General features: G+C 62.9%; 16 protein-coding genes. 6 read left to right on the forward strand and 10 right to left on the reverse strand.

The features are described 5' to 3' along the window. Positions 1–73: 73 nt before the first annotated feature. From AB7951_RS12730 to AB7951_RS12745, 4 genes are all read right to left on the reverse strand, one after another. Complete coding sequence (locus AB7951_RS12730) at positions 74–1,585, reverse strand: DEAD/DEAH box helicase (RefSeq protein ID WP_089264148.1); 1,512 nt, start codon at positions 1,583–1,585, stop codon at positions 74–76. 376 nt (positions 1,586–1,961) lie between these two features. Continuing rightward, entirely contained in the window at positions 1,962–3,338 is a 1,377-nt protein-coding gene (locus AB7951_RS12735) for an MFS transporter (RefSeq protein ID WP_120289428.1), read from the reverse strand. Between the two features lie 119 nt (positions 3,339–3,457). Beyond that, on the reverse strand, positions 3,458–4,072 hold the full coding sequence (locus AB7951_RS12740; protein ID WP_089264150.1) for a TetR/AcrR family transcriptional regulator: 615 nt from the start codon (positions 4,070–4,072) through the stop codon (positions 3,458–3,460). 369 nt (positions 4,073–4,441) lie between these two features. Beyond that, positions 4,442–4,750 (reverse strand): hypothetical protein, encoded by a 309-nt coding sequence (locus AB7951_RS12745; protein WP_120289430.1) that lies wholly within the window; start codon positions 4,748–4,750, stop codon positions 4,442–4,444. Positions 4,751–4,981: 231 nt separating this feature from the next. Between AB7951_RS12745 and AB7951_RS12750 the strand changes: the two genes are divergently transcribed. Together AB7951_RS12750 and AB7951_RS12755 are read left to right on the forward strand one after the other, a co-directional pair. Continuing rightward, positions 4,982–6,481, forward strand: coding sequence for a caspase family protein (locus tag AB7951_RS12750; protein ID WP_120289432.1), 1,500 nt, complete (start codon positions 4,982–4,984; stop codon positions 6,479–6,481). 94 nt (positions 6,482–6,575) lie between these two features. After that, positions 6,576–7,808 (forward strand): FAD-dependent oxidoreductase, encoded by a 1,233-nt coding sequence (locus AB7951_RS12755; protein ID WP_120289434.1) that lies wholly within the window; start codon positions 6,576–6,578, stop codon positions 7,806–7,808. Positions 7,809–7,814: 6 nt separating this feature from the next. On the opposite strand, the gene AB7951_RS12760 is transcribed toward AB7951_RS12755, so the two are convergent. From AB7951_RS12760 to AB7951_RS12775, 4 genes are all read right to left on the reverse strand, one after another. After that, positions 7,815–8,585 (reverse strand): glucose 1-dehydrogenase, encoded by a 771-nt coding sequence (locus AB7951_RS12760; RefSeq protein WP_120289436.1) that lies wholly within the window; start codon positions 8,583–8,585, stop codon positions 7,815–7,817. Between the two features lie 18 nt (positions 8,586–8,603). Further along, positions 8,604–9,374 carry a glucose 1-dehydrogenase gene (locus AB7951_RS12765; RefSeq protein WP_120289438.1) on the reverse strand — a complete coding sequence of 257 codons (771 nt, stop codon included), beginning with the start codon at positions 9,372–9,374 and terminating at the stop codon, positions 8,604–8,606. Between the two features lie 95 nt (positions 9,375–9,469). After that, a complete protein-coding gene (locus AB7951_RS12770) occupies positions 9,470–9,661 on the reverse strand; it encodes a hypothetical protein (protein WP_120289440.1) in 192 nt (63 codons plus the stop codon). Positions 9,662–9,764: 103 nt separating this feature from the next. Further along, complete coding sequence (locus AB7951_RS12775; protein WP_120289442.1) at positions 9,765–10,733, reverse strand: SDR family NAD(P)-dependent oxidoreductase; 969 nt, start codon at positions 10,731–10,733, stop codon at positions 9,765–9,767. 136 nt (positions 10,734–10,869) lie between these two features. Between AB7951_RS12775 and AB7951_RS12780 the strand changes: the two genes are divergently transcribed. Then, positions 10,870–11,466 (forward strand): TetR/AcrR family transcriptional regulator, encoded by a 597-nt coding sequence (locus tag AB7951_RS12780; RefSeq protein ID WP_120289444.1) that lies wholly within the window; start codon positions 10,870–10,872, stop codon positions 11,464–11,466. A 78-nt stretch (positions 11,467–11,544) separates the two neighbouring features. Here AB7951_RS12780 and parE read toward each other — a convergent pair whose 3' ends face one another. Together parE and AB7951_RS12790 are read right to left on the reverse strand one after the other, a co-directional pair. Further along, positions 11,545–13,593, reverse strand: coding sequence for a DNA topoisomerase IV subunit B (parE, locus tag AB7951_RS12785; protein ID WP_089264158.1), 2,049 nt, complete (start codon positions 13,591–13,593; stop codon positions 11,545–11,547). A gap of 102 nt (positions 13,594–13,695) precedes the next feature. Then, complete coding sequence (locus AB7951_RS12790) at positions 13,696–14,076, reverse strand: hypothetical protein (RefSeq protein WP_120289446.1); 381 nt, start codon at positions 14,074–14,076, stop codon at positions 13,696–13,698. Between the two features lie 278 nt (positions 14,077–14,354). Here AB7951_RS12790 and AB7951_RS12795 point away from each other — a divergent pair, with 278 nt between their 5' ends. From AB7951_RS12795 to AB7951_RS12805, 3 genes are all read left to right on the forward strand, one after another. Continuing rightward, entirely contained in the window at positions 14,355–14,885 is a 531-nt protein-coding gene (locus AB7951_RS12795) for a DedA family protein (RefSeq protein WP_120289448.1), read from the forward strand. A 148-nt stretch (positions 14,886–15,033) separates the two neighbouring features. Then, positions 15,034–16,023: an MBL fold metallo-hydrolase gene (locus AB7951_RS12800; protein WP_120289450.1), complete on the forward strand. Its 990-nt coding sequence runs from the start codon at positions 15,034–15,036 to the stop codon at positions 16,021–16,023. Between the two features lie 146 nt (positions 16,024–16,169). Next, a complete protein-coding gene (locus AB7951_RS12805; protein WP_120289452.1) occupies positions 16,170–17,159 on the forward strand; it encodes an MBL fold metallo-hydrolase in 990 nt (329 codons plus the stop codon). The last annotated feature ends 46 nt before the right edge of the window (positions 17,160–17,205 follow it).

Below are 17,205 nucleotides of genomic sequence, written 5' to 3' on the forward strand. Positions count from 1 at the left end.
TTCGTTAAAAATATCGCATTCAGATTAGGGGACGAGAGTGAACGGCAAGTAAACGTTCGTGGCGCGATACTACCTATGCGCGTGCCCGGATCGGACGCAACAGAAAGGCCGGCAGGTGCGAATGATCCGCCGGTTCGTTGTCTTCGCGGCGCGAACGTGGCGCTTCGGCGCGGCCGATGGAGGGGGGACGCTGCGCCTGCGGGGCTGCCGCTGCCACGACCGGTGCTGCCAAAGCGGCTTCCGCGGCCTGCGGCTGCGGGCTGCGCTCGCCGCCTTCCGAACGACCACCTTCACGGCGCGGGCCACGCTCACGGCGCGGTTTGCGATCGCGTCCGCCTTCGCGGGGCTGATCGTTGCGGCCGCCGCGCGGCTGTTCGGCATTGGCTTCGCGATTGCCGGTGCGGTTGCGCGACTGGCGCGACGCCTCAGCGGTTTCGCCTTCGACAGGCTCGGAGATCGCTATGGAGGTTTCGACCTTGGGGATCGACTGGCCGATCAGTTTTTCGATCGCCAGCATGGACTTCTGGTCGGATGGGCACACCAGCGAGATCGCGGAGCCGGTGCGGCCAGCGCGGCCGGTACGGCCGATGCGGTGCACGTAGTCGTCGGAATGATGCGGGACGTCGAAATTATAGACATGGCTGACGGCGGGAATATCGAGACCGCGGGCGGCGACGTCGGAAGCCACCAGGATCGGCAGCTCGCCCTTGCGGAACTGGTCCAGCGCGGCGGTGCGGGCCGACTGCTCCATGTCGCCATGCAGGGCGCCGACACTGAAGCCGTGCTTCTGGAGCGACTTGGCGAGCAACGCGACTTCACGTTTGCGGTTGCAGAAGATGATCGCATTCTTGAGGTCGGTGGCTTCGCGGAGAAGGGCCCGGAGCACTTCGCGCTTCTCGTGCGGCTCGCGGCCGACGGCCACTTGCGACTGGGTCACGGTGACGGCGGTGGAGGCGGGCTTGGAGACTTCGATCTTCACCGGATTATGCAGGAAGGTCTCGGTGACGCGGCGGATTTCGGCGGGCATGGTCGCCGTAAAAAAGAGAGTCTGACGGGTGAACGGCACCAGCTTGCAGATGCGTTCGATGTCGGGGATGAAGCCCATGTCCAGCATGCGGTCGGCTTCGTCGATGACCAGCAATTCGACGCCGGTGAGAAGCAGTCCGCCGCGCTCGGTATGGTCGAGCAGGCGACCCGGCGTGGCGATCAACACATCGACGCCGCGGGTGAGTTTGCTGTCCTGATCACCGAACGAGACGCCGCCGATCAGCAGCGCCACGTTGAGCTTCTGGCCGACGCCGTATTTGTCGAACTGCTCTTTGACCTGTGCGGCCAGTTCGCGGGTCGGTTCGAGAATGAGCGTGCGGGGCATGCGGGCGCGGGCTCGGCCCTTTTCCAGCATGGTCATCATCGGGAGAACGAAGGCAGCGGTTTTGCCGGTGCCGGTCTGGGCGATGCCGAGCACGTCTTTGCGCGCCAGCACATGAGGAATCGCTTGTTCCTGAATGGGGGTCGGGGTGGTGTAACCGGTGGCCGCAACGGCGGCGAGAACCTTGTCGGACAAGCCGAGATTGGAGAAGGACATTGAGCCTCTGTATGGGGGCATGATCTGATCCGGTATCCGGATGATCACCGTTCGGAATCACGCCTCAGGTCGAAACCGCCGCTTGGATTCTCGGGAAATACTGCAGCGCTTATCCCCGGAGCGGCACGCAAACATGCACGGAGACGCTGGGCGCTGACAGGCGGCTTACTCAAGATATCGCGTTTCGATACCGGGCCGCGTCGAGCCGGAACATAGGCTGGAATCGGCCAAAGTCAATCCGCCACACCCTGGAACATCCCAAAAAGCTTAATGTTTTAGCGGAAAAGGGCCAAAACCGGGATATTGGCGGGGGCTTGGGGCTCCGCCGGACGGCCGCTACGCGACGTCGCGTGTGACGTCGATGCAGCGCTGACCGTTAGTCGACCGGCCTGCGTTCGCGGCCGGGTGGACCGGCAATGGCGATGAGCGCGCCGCTCAGTAACAGCGCGGTCGAGATCACGGTGAACATCGCGATCGGACCGTGGCTGCCGAGCAGCGGCAGCAGCGCGATCGGTACCAGCGCCGATACGACGCGGCCGAGGCCCCATGCGCCAGCGGTGGCCGAGGCGCGCAGATGCGTCGGCAGCAGCTCGACAGCGTAGAGGCTAAGCACGGCGCTGTAGACGGCACTGGCGAGGTTGAACACGATGCCGGTGACGATGAGCGGCGTTAGCACCGTGCTGACAGCGAAAGTCAGCCCGGTTGCGATCATCACCACGGCACAGGCGACCAGAGCGAGGCGCCGCGGGATACGATCGACGAAGGCCGATGCCGCCGCGATGCCGATCGATGGACCGAACATCGTAAGTCCCGCGAACAGCAGGGACTCGCTGACATGAAATCCCTTCTGCACCATCACCGCGGCGCTGAGCAGCGGGAAGCCAATGGTGGCCCAGGGTCCGAGTACATAGAGCGCGGCAAGGAGCGCTGTGCGCCGCAGGCTGATCCGATCGCGGGCGAGCGCTCGGAAGCCGCTGGATCTGGTCGCAATAGTTTCGGGAGCGGAGATCGCCGGCGGTGATGGCTGACGCGCGGATGCCTCGAAGCGGCGGCAGGCGGCATCAGCCTCGGCGTCGCGTCCGACCGATGCGAGCCAGCGCGGCGATTCCGGCACCAGGAAGAACAGCAGGGCTGTCAGGGTCGAGCACGCGCTGCCGAAGATCAAAGCCCAGCGCCAGCCCTCGATGCCCCATGGCGCGATGGGCGTCAGCCAGCGGATCATCAGGATGATTGCCGGTGCGCCGAGAAAGGCGAGCGCGCCGCACAGCATCATCAAAAGGCCGCGGCGCCGGGGCGGCAGTAGGTCTGACAGATAGGCCGATGTCAAAGGCGGATAGCCGCCGATGGCGAGGCCGGAGATGAAGCGGAAAGCCGTCATGGTTGCCACATCGCGACTGGCGGCGACGGCGAGCGAGCTCAGCGCCAGGACGGCAAGCGCGCTCTGCAGCGCGATCTGGCGGCCATAGCGATCCGCAATCCAGCCGAACACAGGCGCACCAACGGCGCCGCCGGCAAAGACCGATGCCAACAACAGCGAGAGCTCGCCGCGCGAGATGCTGTAGGGCGGCGCGAGGAAGATGCCGGAAAAGGCATTGCTGAGCGCCACTTCGGCGATGTCTGCGAACAGGCCGAAGGCACAGAGCGCGAAGATGCCGAGGTGAAGCGGCGAGACTGGCAGCCCGTCCAGGCGTGCCGCAATAGTTGGCACGGCTGCGCCCGCTGGCGCCCCGTGCGTCCGCACCTGGTCGTTCATCTGACGCCCCGCATCTCATAGCGGCAACGCAATGCGCGTCCTCCGCTGCCCGCGCGGACCATATGTCGATGGAGCTGGATGAGTCGAGAGGAGGGTATGTGGCGGCGAACCGCAGCGTCTCAAATCTGCGTCGGCGTTGCCGCGCAGCCATACAGGATCATCTCGCAGGTCTGGCGATAGCGCGCCGAGAAGTCATTCGCTGCGATCGGAGGGAGTGCCTGATTGACAGCCCGTCCGCCGTCGGCCAGCGCCTGCGCGATCTGCGCGGCCGTAAAACGGCCGGTCAGGATCAGCAGCTTGCTGTAGTGGAAATCGATAATCAGCTTTTCCAGCTCGGCCTGGAAGGCGATTGCGGATTCGATCATGAGATCGCGGCAGCGCCGAAAGGCTTCCGCATTGAGCTCGACGGTATGCGGTGAGAATGTCAGCATCCGACGGGTTTCGCCGTATCTCAGGTCGATGATCGTCGCAAAGATGTCGAGTGCGCTGCCGCCACTTTCCCGGATCTTCTGGCCGGCCTCGAGTGCCTGCGCTATCGCGACTTCATTGCGATGGCCGATCGAGGCACGAAATGCCTCTTCCTTGTTGCTGAAATAGTAATAGAGCGCGCGCTGCGTGAAGCCGCACTCTCTCGCGAGACCGACCATCGACAGGCCGGCATAGCCGTGGTCGAGAAATGCCTTGTTGACCCGAAGCAGCAACTCGTGCCCGGGCGTAATCATCTTCTTTGCCATTGGTCGTCAGGTATCCAGTCGTAGCGGGCTTCGGGCGGGTGATTAAAACTGCCTGAAATCTTACAGTCTAAAAAATCCCATCCTCAAATCGCCAAGCTACGAGGAACGCAAAGTTCCTGAAGCGCGTTTCCTGACATTGGTTGCCTGTAGCAGGAGCCGGTTTTAGCAATTGCTCCCCGGATTGGCTCCGGACCTGATGAATTGTCACATAGCACATGTCGGGGCAATCATGTCGATGATTGGCCGCGTAACCCTTATCCACAGGACTTCGCGACCTGTGGTACCTCATCACCCCTGATCGAGAGCGCACGCCGAGCCGTCCGGAAGTCGACTTATTCCGGCGCGCGTGAGAGGGATACCGCAGGCTGACTATTTGCCGTAAGTGCCCAGCTGCATCCCGAGATTCTGCATCACGAAAGCATTCATGCGCAGATGCACTTCGCTGCCGCTCTGTAGACGGGCATCGACCTCATACGTCGCCGGATCGACCTGGCGGATCCCGATGATCTGGTTGATATCCAGCACTTCCGGGGTGGTCTGTGCAGGCTTGGCGGCTACCGGGGCGCGTTTCAGTTTGGCGGCGGCAGCCGGCGGTTTCGCCGCGGTAGCGGGGGCCGCATCCTGCGCGAGTGCCATGGTGGGAAGCAACAGCGCGGCTGCGAGGACGAGTGATTTCACAACGATCTCCTGACTCTGATTGGGGCTCGGGCTAGCGGAGATTAAGGCGGAAAATGTGGCAGCGGGGCTGCAATCGGCGGGCAGATGATCTGCCTGAGCAGGCAGGACAAAATGGATGGTAACGGCTAGACCTCGGTTTGAACCGGCCGCAGTTCTGCCTCGACCAAGGCAGACAATGACGCGGTCGAGCCACCACACGGATACATGTGCTGGCGGGGCGGGGATAGAACAATGCGACGGCTTTTGATTCTGCTGGCAACGCTGGCAGCGGCGGCACTTTCGACAGCGCCGGCTTTTGCTGCAAAACGCGTGGCGCTGGTCATCGGCAATAACGACTATCGCAATGTGCCGAAGCTGCAGAAGGCCGTGAATGACGCCCGCAGCATAGGGGGCGCACTGAAGAATCTGGGCTTCAGCGTCATGGTCGCCGAGAACCAGACCCGACAAGCCTTCAGTCAGTCTTTGCTCGCTTTCGATTCGACGATTGAAAAAGGCGACACGGCCTTTTTCTTTTTTGCAGGGCACGGCTTCGAGATCGCCGGCCAGAACTTCCTGCTGCCGACGGATGTCCCTGCCGCCACGGAAGGGCAGGAAGAGCTGGTGCGCGACTCAGCGATTCTCGCCGACCGGATTGTAACGCGGCTGCAGATGCGCGGCGCGCGGACGTCGATTCTGGTGTTCGACGCCTGTCGCAACAATCCGTTCGAGCGCGCTGGCACCCGCGCTGTGGCCGGCAGCGGTGGCCTCGCTCCGATGACGACGCTCCCGGAAGGCGTGTTTTCGATCTTCTCGGCCGGGCCGCGGCAGACCGCGCTGGATCGTTTGTCGAACAACGACACCGATCCGAATTCAGTTTTCACGCGCGCCTTCATCAAGGAGCTGCAGGAGCCATCGCTGAACCTCGTGCAGGTCGCGCAGCGCACCCGGCGGACCGTCAGCGAGATGGCAGAGACCGTGAAGCACCGTCAGGTGCCGGTGTATTTCGACCAGATGGTCGATGACGTCTTTCTCAATGGTGTGGCGCTCAAGCAGGCCGATGCGCGGCCGGCCGAACCGCTGCAGCAGGTCGCTGCGCTGCCGCCTGTCAACGTTCCGCAACTGCCGCCGGCCAACGATGCGGTGAACGCGCCGATCGCCAGCTTCTCGCGCCACAATGGCGGCTGGACCGTGATGTTCTCGATCGCCGATCCGACGCTGGGTATCTCCTGGCGGATGGGCGAGGGAGGTAATTTCCGCGAGACCGGCTTCATGGACACGCTCGATCCGCGCACGCGCAAGCGAATGCCGAATCCGGCGATCCAGCTCGACGCCGACGCAGTGGCAGCGACGATCTATCTGCGTTATGTCGACGCGAACGGCGAGATGCAGGGCCCCTTTCCGATCCGCTTCGATCCCGAGGCGGCGCTGGTTCGCGACCAGCGCAAGATCCTCGATATGACCGCTGGAAGCTGGCTTGCCTTCGGTGGCTACAACACGCCCCTGATGTATTTTACGCATCTGATGTCGTATCGCTGTGCCATTCGCGAGGCCCGCGTCGGGATCGATAGCGCCGTGCCGGACAAGCTGCTGAAATTCCCGCCCTGCGACCTGCGCGACCCCATTGCGACGCCGTCGGATGCCGAGACCTACATCAAAATCCCGGCCTCGACGAAGTTCGTGTCGGTCGAATTGACGTTCCGGGACGGCAGCATCTCCGAAACCAAGAGCTTCCGACGTTCGGGAAATCGATGAGCATGATCGACACCGCCCTGCGAACCACGGCATTTCGACTATCGCAAGCTCGCATTCCTTGATCAAGAAATTCGACTCGCCGGAGGAGTAGCGAATGGCTGCAGGCCCGAACGAGAACTCGCTGACCGCGCGCTGCTGCATCGTTGGCGGTGGTCCTGCCGGAATGATGCTCGGCTATCTGCTCGGCCGCGCCGGCGTCGATACGATCGTTATCGAGAAACACGCCGACTTCTTCCGCGATTTCCGCGGCGACACCGTGCATCCATCGACGCTGCAGGTGATGGACGAGCTTGGCCTGATCGACGACTTCCTGAAGATCAAGCACGATCGTATCCAGAAGATGGATGGCTTCTTCGGAACGCATAAGCTGCGCATTGCGGATATCAGCCGCACCAGCGCGAAGTATCCGTTTATCGCCTTCATGCCGCAGTGGGATTTCCTCAATTTCCTGCGCGACAAAGCGCAGCGCTATCCGCATCTCAAGGTGATGATGAACACCGAGGCGACCGATCTCATCTGGTTGGGCGAGCAAGTGGTCGGCGTCAAGGCCATCACGCAGCAGGGGCCGGTCGAGATCCATGCCGATCTGACAGTGGCCTGCGATGGCCGGCATTCGATCGTGCGGCCGGCGGCGAAGCTGGAGGTCGAAGACATCGGTGCGCCCATGGACATCTTGTGGTTTCGCGTTGCCAAGGGCGCAGAGACCGAGAGCGTGTTCGCGCGGCTCGAGCCCGGCAAGATGATGGTGACCATCGATCGCGGGGACTACTGGCAATGCGCTTATGTGATCGCCAAGGGGCACTATGAGGAGATCAAGGTGCGCGGCCTTGAGGCTTTCCGTGCCGAAACGTCACGTCTGGCGCCGATCCTGAGCGCGCATATCGAAGAGCTGAAGAGCTGGGACGACGTCAAACTACTGACCGTCGCGATCAATCGGCTCAAGCGCTGGACTCGGCCGGGGCTGTTGTGCATCGGCGACGCCGCGCATGCGATGTCCCCGGTTGGCGGCGTCGGTGTGAATATCGCGGTGCAGGACGCCGTCGCGACCGCTAACCTGCTGGCGGCGAAGCTGGCGAAGGGACCGGTGACCGAGGACGACCTCGGCGCGGTGCGTCGCCGCCGCGAATTCCCGATGCGCGCAACACAGGGCATGCAGGTCGTGATGCAAAACAACATCATCAGCCGTGCACTGGCCACGGGCGGCGAGCCGCTGACGCCGCCGCTGATCATGCGCCTGGTCAGCGCGTTTCCGCCGCTGCAGGGATTAACCGCGCGTTTCCTGGCCATTGGCGTACGACCGGAGCACGTGCAGTCGCCGGAAGCGTAGGAGAGGCTATCCCTGCACCGAGAAGCCGCCGTCGACGGGAATTGCCGTTCCGGTGACGAAGTCCGACGCGCGCGACGACAGGAACACGGCAATGCCCGCGAAATCTCCCGACGCGCCCCAGCGGCCGGCGGGCGTTCGTGCCAGGACCTTGTCATGCAGGCCGTCGATTTCACGGCGCGCATTCTGTGTCAGTTCGGTATCGATCCAACCCGGCAGAACGGCGTTGCATTGGATGTTGTGCGGCGCCCACGCGACCGCGCAGGAGCGGGTGAACTGCACGATGCCGCCTTTGCTGGCGGCATAGGCTGGCGCGAAAGACGCGCCGAAGATCGACAGCATCGACCCGATATTGATGATCTTGCCACCGCCCGCGGCCTTCATCGCCGGATGCGCCGCCTGCGAACATACAAAGGCGCTGGTGAGATTGGTCTTGATGACGCTGTCCCATTCGTCGAGTGCGATCTCGTGCGGCGGCTTGCGGATGTTGATCCCGGCATTGTTGATGAGGATATCGATGCGGCCGAGTTCTTTCAGCACGCGTGCGATCATTCCATCGACAGCGGTCTTGTCGGTCACATCGGCCGCAATGGCGACCGCCCTGGCGCCGCTCTCGGTCAGCTCCGCGACGGCATCCTTGGATTTCGTCTGGTTGCGTCCGACCACGGCGATGGCGGCGCCGGCCTGCGCCAGACCCCGCGCGATGCCGAGCCCGATGCCGCCATTGCCGCCGGTGACGATGGCCACTTTGCCGGAGAGATCGAACAGTCCTGCAGTCATGGTGTTGTCCTCATTGCATCAGCCTTGAATTGAAAAGCCGCCATCGACCGTGAGCGCGGCACCGTTGACGAAGTCGGAAGCCCCGCTGGCCAGAAACACGGCCGCGCCCGCAAGATCATCAGGCCTGCCCCAGCGCTGCGCCGGTACACGCCCGAGAATGCGATCGTGCAGTTCGGGTCGGATGTCCTTGGCGCGCTTCGTCAGGTCGGTGTCGATCCAGCCGGGGAGAATGGCGTTGGACTGGATGTTGTCCGCCGCCCAGGCAGTCGCCAGCGCGCGGGTGAATTGCAGGATGCCACCTTTGCTTGATGCGTAGTTCGCCGCGCCGCCGGCGCCGAGCGTGGCCAACACCGAGGCGATATTGATGATCTTGCCGCGGCCTGCGGCTTTCATCGTTGGGTAGACAGCCTGCGCGCAGATGAAAGGCGCGGTCATGTTGACGTCGATGACCTTCTGCCAGTCGGCTAGCGTCATGTCTTCGATTGGCGCGGAGATGCTGATGCCGGCATTGTTGACGAGGATGTCAATGCGGCCGAACGCGTTCAACGTTGCGGACACCATCTGCGCGATCGAGTTCGGGTCGGCAACATCGGTCGTCAATGCGAGTACCGGATGTCCTGACGTCTCCAGTTCGGCTTTTGCTGAAGCGGCATTATCGCGGTTGCGATCGGCGATCACGAGGGCCGCGCCGGCATTCGCCAGCCCATGTGCCATGCCGAGGCCAATTCCGGTGTTGCCGCCGGTGACAATGGCGACCCTGCCGGTGAGATCGAAGAGATTACTGGTCAAAAGATGTCCGCCCCCGCCATGCATTGTGTCCGACGCGTTCTATGGCGCGTCTGGGACGGATCATCGCAAGACTGGCGGGAAGATGGAAGAGGGCGTCAGCGCCGCGCGAGCGCCAATCCCATCAGGCCGACGCCAAGCGCGGCGAGGGCAGCGCCATAATAGGCCCACTGCATCTGGCTGATCATGAAGCTGGACTTTGGCCAGTTCACGAGGCCGGTGCCCTGGCCGATCCAGAGGGTGCCGATCAGGAAAGCGAGAATGCCGAGAGTGAGGAATGGTGCGCGCATGAAGGCAGATACGATGAATGGAGCCAAAGGTTTCAAGCGCCAGCTGTAGCGGTGACGAACCAACTGTTTGGCTCATCACCGCAGTTTCATTTCGGCAGGGCGATCAGAAGCGCTCGCCAACCATCTCCTCACTCTTGGCCCATAGCGCCTTGGCGCGTTCGGCATCGAGCGCGTAAGCGCGCACGCCTTCGCTGGCCGGATTGATCAGCCCGTCGACGATCTCCGAGACGTGGCAATTCTCGCAATAGCGGCCGCCGATCTCGTCCGCGCTGGCGACCACGCCGGCCCACACCGAAGTTGCAGCGCCTTGCGGAATGGTCTTCCATTGAAACAGCGGTTTACCCTCGGCAGCGAGCTCGGCATTGATGCCGTCGAGCATGGCATCGATCGTTGCTTCGCCCATATGGCGGCCGAGTTCTGTCTTGATGCCGCCGGGATGCAGCGCGGTGGCGCGCACGCCGCGCGCCCGATGCCGCCGGTCGAACTCGACGGCGAACAGGATGTTGGCGGTCTTCGAGCGGCCATAGCCGATGACCGGCTCATAGGACCCCTTGGTGAAATTGGGATCTTCTAGATCCACGTCGGCGAAGCGATGGCCGGACGAGGCGACGTTGACCAGCCGCGCGGTAGGCGACAGCAGTGACGCGATACGGTTGACCAATACGAAGTGACCGAGATGGTTTGTGCCGAACTGGGTCTCGAAGCCGTCCACGGTGAGGCCGAACGGCGGCGCCATGACGCCGGCATTGGCGATCACCAGGTCGAATGGGCGGCCAGCCGCGACCAGTGCGTCGGCGCAGGCCCGGACGCTGGCCAGCGAGCCGAGATCGAGCGCAATCAGTTCGAGGCCACCGCCACCAGTGGCATCGGCGCGCACTTGCGCGGTCGCCGCTTCCGCCTTGGCGAGATCGCGGGCGGCACCGACCACCAGCGCGCCCCGGGCGGCCAGACTGCGCGCCGTCTCGACGCCGAGCCCGGCTGAGACGCCGGTGACCAGAATGCGCTTGCCGCGGAGGTCGACGCCAGCGAGCACGTCGTCGGTGGTGGAAGTGGCGCTGAAAGGTCCTGCCATGATAGCTCCTTGTGTTTGGCACGACGCGCCTCCGAGCGGATCGAGCTTTGTCGAACGGCGCTTTGAGGGTATAAATGGAGGCCGTCTCCGTTTAAATACGGAGGCATCCTCCGTTTATCAAGAGGTGACCCGTAAAATGGCACAGGAGGCCAAGCCGAAGGCCGTTCGCGGACCAAGGATCGATGCGCAGCGCAACCGTCAGCGGCTGTTAGAAACGGCAAAGGCGACATTTGCCGAAAAGGGCGAAGCGGCCGGTCTCGAGGAGATCGCGCGGCTCGCGGGCGTCGGAATCGGGACGTTATATCGCCACTTCCCCACCCGCGACGCATTGGTCGAGGCGGTCTATCGCAACGAGACCCGGCGACTTGCCGAGGCCGCTGCGGAACTTGCGACCACACATGCCCCGGTCGAGGCCTTGCGCGCCTGGATGCGAATCTTCGTCGATCACATTGCGACGAAGCAACTGATGGCGGGTGTGCTGGGTTCGATTGTCGGCGACTGTTCGGACCTCTATGCCGATGCTGGCACGCAGATCAAAACTGCGATGGCAATGCTGGTCGACCGCGCCGTTGCCAATGGCGACATCCGCCTCGATCTCGATCCGCTCGACATGTTGCGCGCACTGGCCGGCGTGGCCAGTGTCAGCGCAGGTCCGAATTGGGAAGCCAGCGCCAAGCGGCTCGTCGATATCCTGATCGCCGGCGTTCGCACGCCGGGCGGCGAGGGGCGATGACTAAGTAGGGAATAAAAGATCGCTCCCGGCACGCGCCCGATGATTTCTGAAGCGTGAGCGCGTCCGAGAAATGAGCTTTTAAACGTCCAGCAATTCCTCGTTGGCGAATTCCGCCTTGTCCGAGATGAACGCAAAGCGCGCTTCGGCCTTGGTACCCATCAGGCGCTCAACGGAGTCGGCAGTGCCGTCGCGGTCTTCCGGCAGCAGCTGCACGCGCAGCAAGGTGCGGCGCGCCGGGTCCATGGTGGTTTCCTTCAGCTGCGCCGGCATCATTTCGCCGAGGCCTTTGAAGCGACCGACATCGACCTTGGCATTGGCGTTGAATTCGCTCTTCAGCAACGCGTCCTTGTGCGCATCGTCGCGCGCATAGACCGTCTTGCTGCCATGGGTCAGGCGGTAGAGTGGGGGGACTGCGAGATAGAGATGCCCTTCATCGATCATCTTTGGCATCTGCCGGTAGAAGAAGGTGATCAGCAATGACGCGATGTGGGCGCCGTCGACATCGGCGTCGGTCATGATGATGATGCGTGAATAGCGCAGGTCTTCTTCGCGGTAATGCGCGCCGGTGCCGGCGCCGATCGCCTGCATGAGGTCTGATATCTGCGCGTTGGCCGTCAGCTTTTCCTTGGTCGCCGAGGCGACGTTGAGGATCTTGCCGCGCAGCGGCAGGATCGCCTGCGTCTTGCGGTCACGCGCCTGTTTGGCGCTGCCGCCTGCCGAATCGCCCTCGACGATGAACAGTTCGGAGCCTTCGGTCGCGGTATTGGTGCAGTCGGCCAGCTTGCCGGGCAGGCGCAGCTTCTTCACCGCGGTCTTGCGCGAAGTCTCCTTTTCGGCGCGGCGGCGCAGACGCTCGTCGGCGCGCTCGAGCACGAATTCGAGCAGCTTGTTGGCCTGGACGGGATTGCCGGACAGCCAGTGGTCGAACGGATCCTTGATGGCCTGTTCGACGATCTTCTGGGCTTCGGCGGTCGCGAGACGATCCTTGGTCTGGCCCTGGAATTCCGGTTCACGCACGAACACCGACAGCATCACGGCGGCGCCGACCATCACGTCTTCCGAAGTGATGGTGCCGGACCGCTTGCCCTGGCCGACGCGCTCGGCGTGGTCCTTCAACCCGCGCAGCATGGCGCTGCGCATGCCGGCTTCATGGGTGCCGCCATCGGGCGTCGGCACGGTGTTGGTATAGGACGACATGAAGCCGTCGGCGTCCGCGGTCCAGGCCACAGCCCATTCGCAGGCGCCATGGGCGCCGTTGCGGCCGGATTTGCCGGAGAAGATTTCCGGATGCACCAGCGTATCGGCATGGATCGCCGCGGCGAGATAGTCCTTGAGGCCGCCGGGGAAGTGGAATTCGTCCTCGGCCGGAGTGTCCTCGAGGCCCTTGAGCAGTTCCGGATCGCACTTCCAGCGAATCTTCACGCCGCCAAACAGATAGGCCTTGGAGCGCGCCATCTTGAACAGACGCTGCGGCTTGAAGGCTGCCTTGGCGCCGAAGATGTCGGTATCCGGCTTGAAGCGCACGCGGGTGCCGCGGCGGTTATGAACCTTGCCGAGATCCTCAAGCTTACCCTGCGGAATGCCGCGGGCGAACGTCATCTTGTAGAGCTGCTGATTACGCGCGACCTCGACCTCAAGCAGCGAGGAGAGGGCGTTGACCACGGAGACACCGACGCCATGCAAACCGCCCGAGGTCTCGTAGACCTTGGAGTCGAATTTGCCGCCGGCATGCAGCGTGCACATAATGACTTCGAGGGCGGACTTCTTCGGGTGCTTCGGATGCGGATCGACCGGGATGCCGCGGCCGTTGTCCGACACCGACAGGAAGCCGTCGGCGGTGAGCTCCACCTCGATGAAGGTCGCATGGCCAGCCAGCGCCTCGTCCATCGAGTTGTCGATCACTTCGGCGAACAGGTGATGCAGCGCCTTTTCGTCGGTGCCGCCGATATACATGCCCGGGCGACGCCGGACCGGCTCGAGGCCTTCGAGGACCTCGATGTCGGCGGCCGTATAGCCGTCTTCGGCATTGGCGGAGCGGGTGGACGCCTTCGGTGCCGCAGCCGATTTTGGCGCGCTGGCGCCACCAAAAAGATCAGCTTTCGCGTTTGATTTCTGTGCCTTGGCCATATGTCTTAAAGTTTTGTCTCGGTTGGCGCCGCGCGCGGCGCGGCGAATCGTTGCTGTGACTATGCCACGTTCAGGTTGGCAATGTGGCTGCGACCTCGGGGCTCAAACGGCCGTGCCGGAGCGCTCGGTGCGTAGCACGATCACAACGAACAGGGCCATGGCCGCGAGCATGATCAGTGAACCGATGATCGGAATGGCCATATAGGCGTGGTTGGCGAGCAGGGTGATGCCGATGCCGACCGGGAACATGATGCCGCCGACGATATGCATCGCGCCCTGGACCTTGGCCAGTAGCGAGCGTCCGGCCGCGGGAATCAGGCGGTAATACAACCCGAACAGGAACAGCAGCACACCGCCAACGAGGTTGAGATGCGCATGCGCGGGGCTCAGCAGGAAGTCCTGGCGAATGCCCATTACGATGCCGGCGACCATGCCGATCAGCAATACCAGCGCACTCACGCACATCATCAGCGATCCGATCATCTTTAATCCTTTGCGTTCTTGATTTTTGACAGCCGGGCGGGAAGTCAGCCCAACGGCGGTACAGAGTTGCCATTGGGTAAGCCGGTCTCTGACCTTGGACGCAGAGGCCTGGAAAAGGTTCAAATTTACCGGTGGGCACCCGCACCGCGGCTACCCGCCCTCAGATGTTGTGACTTGATGTGATCGGTGCCGCCGGATTACCTGTCGCGGGCGTTTGAAGGTTAAAGCGGTTCGCGGCCAATCAGGCCGGGCCAGAGCCGTAAAGGGACACTCTCCATATGGAAGGCTGGATGCACGGGCTGATCGAATTCGTGCGCCAGAACCAGGTCTGGGCGGCGCCGATCGTCCTGCTGCTGGCCTTCGGGGAATCGCTCGCTTTCATCTCCCTGCTGCTGCCGGCCTGGGGCGCGCTGGTGGCCATCGGCGCACTGGTCGGCGCGAGCGGCATCAGCTTCTGGCCGGTGTTGATTGCCGGCGCTCTCGGCGCGGCGCTCGGCGACTGGCTCTCCTATTGGTTCGGCTTCAGATACAAGGACCAGGTCGCCCAGATCTGGCCGCTGTCCAAATTTCCCGACCTGCTTCCGCGCGGCGAAGCCTTCGTCAAAAAATGGGGCGTGCCCAGCATTTATATCGGCCGCTTCTTTGGCCCATTGCGGGCCTCGGTGCCGCTGGCCGCCGGCATTTTCGAAATGCCGTATTGGCGTTTCCAAGTTGCCAACTTCACCTCGGCCTTTATCTGGGCGGGCGTCCTGCTGCTGTTCGGCGACGGCCTGTCGATGACCGTGGAATGGCTCTGGAAGCTGAAGTAGTCCGGCGGGGAATAACCGCTGCGCCCGGGTGTTCAACGGGCTGACATGTCGCGGTGTCTGAATGCCGCGACATCTCGCAGAAGCCATCGAACGCTGGTAGATAGTTCCGCCAGCCCCCGCCTGTCACTGCTTCACCCCGGAGAACATCATGGACCTGTCACGCCGCCACGCCCTTGCCGGAGCCGCCGCGCTCGCCGCATCTCCATTGCTCACCGCAGGCTCTGCCAAAGCCTCCGCTCCGCCGGCCGACAAGCAGGCGCCGAGCTTCTATCGCTACAAGGTCGGTGATGCGCAGGTGAACGCGATTTCCGACGGCGCCAACACCTTTCCGCTGGCTGACACTTTCGTGCTCAACGCCAAGAAGGATGAGGTCAACGCCGCGCTCGACAAGGCCTTCCTGCCGAAGGACAAGATGACCATCCACTTTGCGCCGCTGGTCATCAACACTGGCGGCAAGTTGGTGGTGATCGATACGGGCAACGGCCCCGGAGCCCTCGCGGCGACCAAGGGCAATGTCGGCCAGTTCGCCAACAACATGGCCGCCGCCGGCATCGACGCCAAGAACGTCGATATGGTCGTGATCTCGCATTTCCACGGCGATCACGTGAACGGGCTTCTGGCCGCCGATGGCACGCCGGCTTTTCCGAATGCCGAAGTCCTCGTCCCGGCCGCCGAGTGGAAGTACTGGAACGACGATGGCGAGATGGCCAAGGCCGCCAATGACCGCATGAAGGGTCTGTTCGCCAGCAACCGCAAGCTCTTCAACGATGGGCTGAAGAAGAAGGTCACGCCCTATGAATGGGGCAAGGACGTCGCGCCAGGCCTGCTCGCCGTGGAGTCGGTCGGCCATACGCCTGGCCACACCTCGTTCGTGCTGTCGTCCGGCAGCGATAAGCTGTTCATTCAGTCCGACGTCACCAACCATCCGTCGCTGTTCGTCACCAATCCCGGCTGGCATCTGATGTTCGATCAGGACCCGGCGCAGGCGGAAACCACGCGCCGCAAGGTCTATGACATGCTGGTGGCCGAGAAGATGCGTGTGCAGGGCTTCCACTATCCATTCCCGGCCAACGGTTTCGTCGAGAAGGATGGCAGTGGTTATCGGCTGGTGCCGGCCCCATGGAGCCCGGTGATCTAAACGAAGCCTGGCAAATTTCCCGGCCTGCGCTGCAGTGCAGGCCGGCTGGCCTCGTAAACACCCATCGCCTCCGTCGGTGCGTCGTGCCAGTCTCTGCGCCGGAGTCGCGCCAACAGCGACCATGCAAAGCAAGGGGAGAAGACTTCATGGATCTGTCACGACGACAAGCACTGGCGGGTGCCGCCGCGCTCGCAGCGACGCCATTGCTCGCCACCGATTCTGCCAGAGCCTCAGCTCCGCCGGCCGACAAGCAGGCGCCAAGCTTCTATCGCTACAAGGTCGGCGATATTCAGGTGAACGCCATTTCCGATGGTGCGGCGACATTTCCTCTGGCCGATACCTATATTTCCAACGCCAAGCGCGATGATATCAATGCCGCACTCGCCAGGGCATTTCTGCCGACAAACCAGATCACCAACTTCTATGCGCCACTGGTGATCAACACCGGTGGGAAACTGGTGGTGATCGACACCGGCAACGGGCCGGGCGCCTATGCCAGTAGCAAGGGCAATGTCGGTCAGTTCATTACCAACATGACGGCGGCAGGGATCGATCCAAAGATGATCGACATGGTCGTGATCTCGCACTTCCATGGCGATCATGTGAACGGCCTGCTGACGGCGGACGGCGTGCTGGCGTTTCCCAATGCCGAAGTGCTGGTGCCGGCAGTAGAGTGGAAGTTCTGGATGGACGACGGCGAGATGAGCCGTGCCACCGGCGATCGCATGACCGGTCTGTTCAAGAACAATCGGCGGGTGTTCGAGGCCGGGTTGAAGAAGAAGGTTACGCCCTATGAATGGGGCAAGGACGTCGCGCCCGGGCTGCTGGCTGTCGCCTCGATTGGGCACACGCCGGGCCACACGTCCTATGTGCTGTCGTCCGGATCGGACAAGGTCTTCATCCAGTCGGACGTCACTAACCTTCCGGCGCTATTCGCCGCCAATCCCGGCTGGCACGTGAATTTCGACCAGGATCCGGTGCAGGCCGAAGCCACCCGCCGCAAGGTCTATGACATGCTGGTCGCCGACAGGATGCGGGTGCAAGGCTTCCACTATCCGTTCCCGGCCAACGGTTTCGTCGAGAAGGATGGCAACGGCTACCGCGTCGTGCCGGCACCGTGGAGCCCGGTTCTCTGAGGTCTGCGCTCTGGTGATCTTGACGGATCGCGGGCGCGGCCCTATG

The sequence above is a fragment of the Tardiphaga sp. 285_C5_N1_2 genome, assembly GCF_052076065.1.
GTDB lineage: Bacteria > Pseudomonadota > Alphaproteobacteria > Rhizobiales > Xanthobacteraceae > Tardiphaga > Tardiphaga robiniae.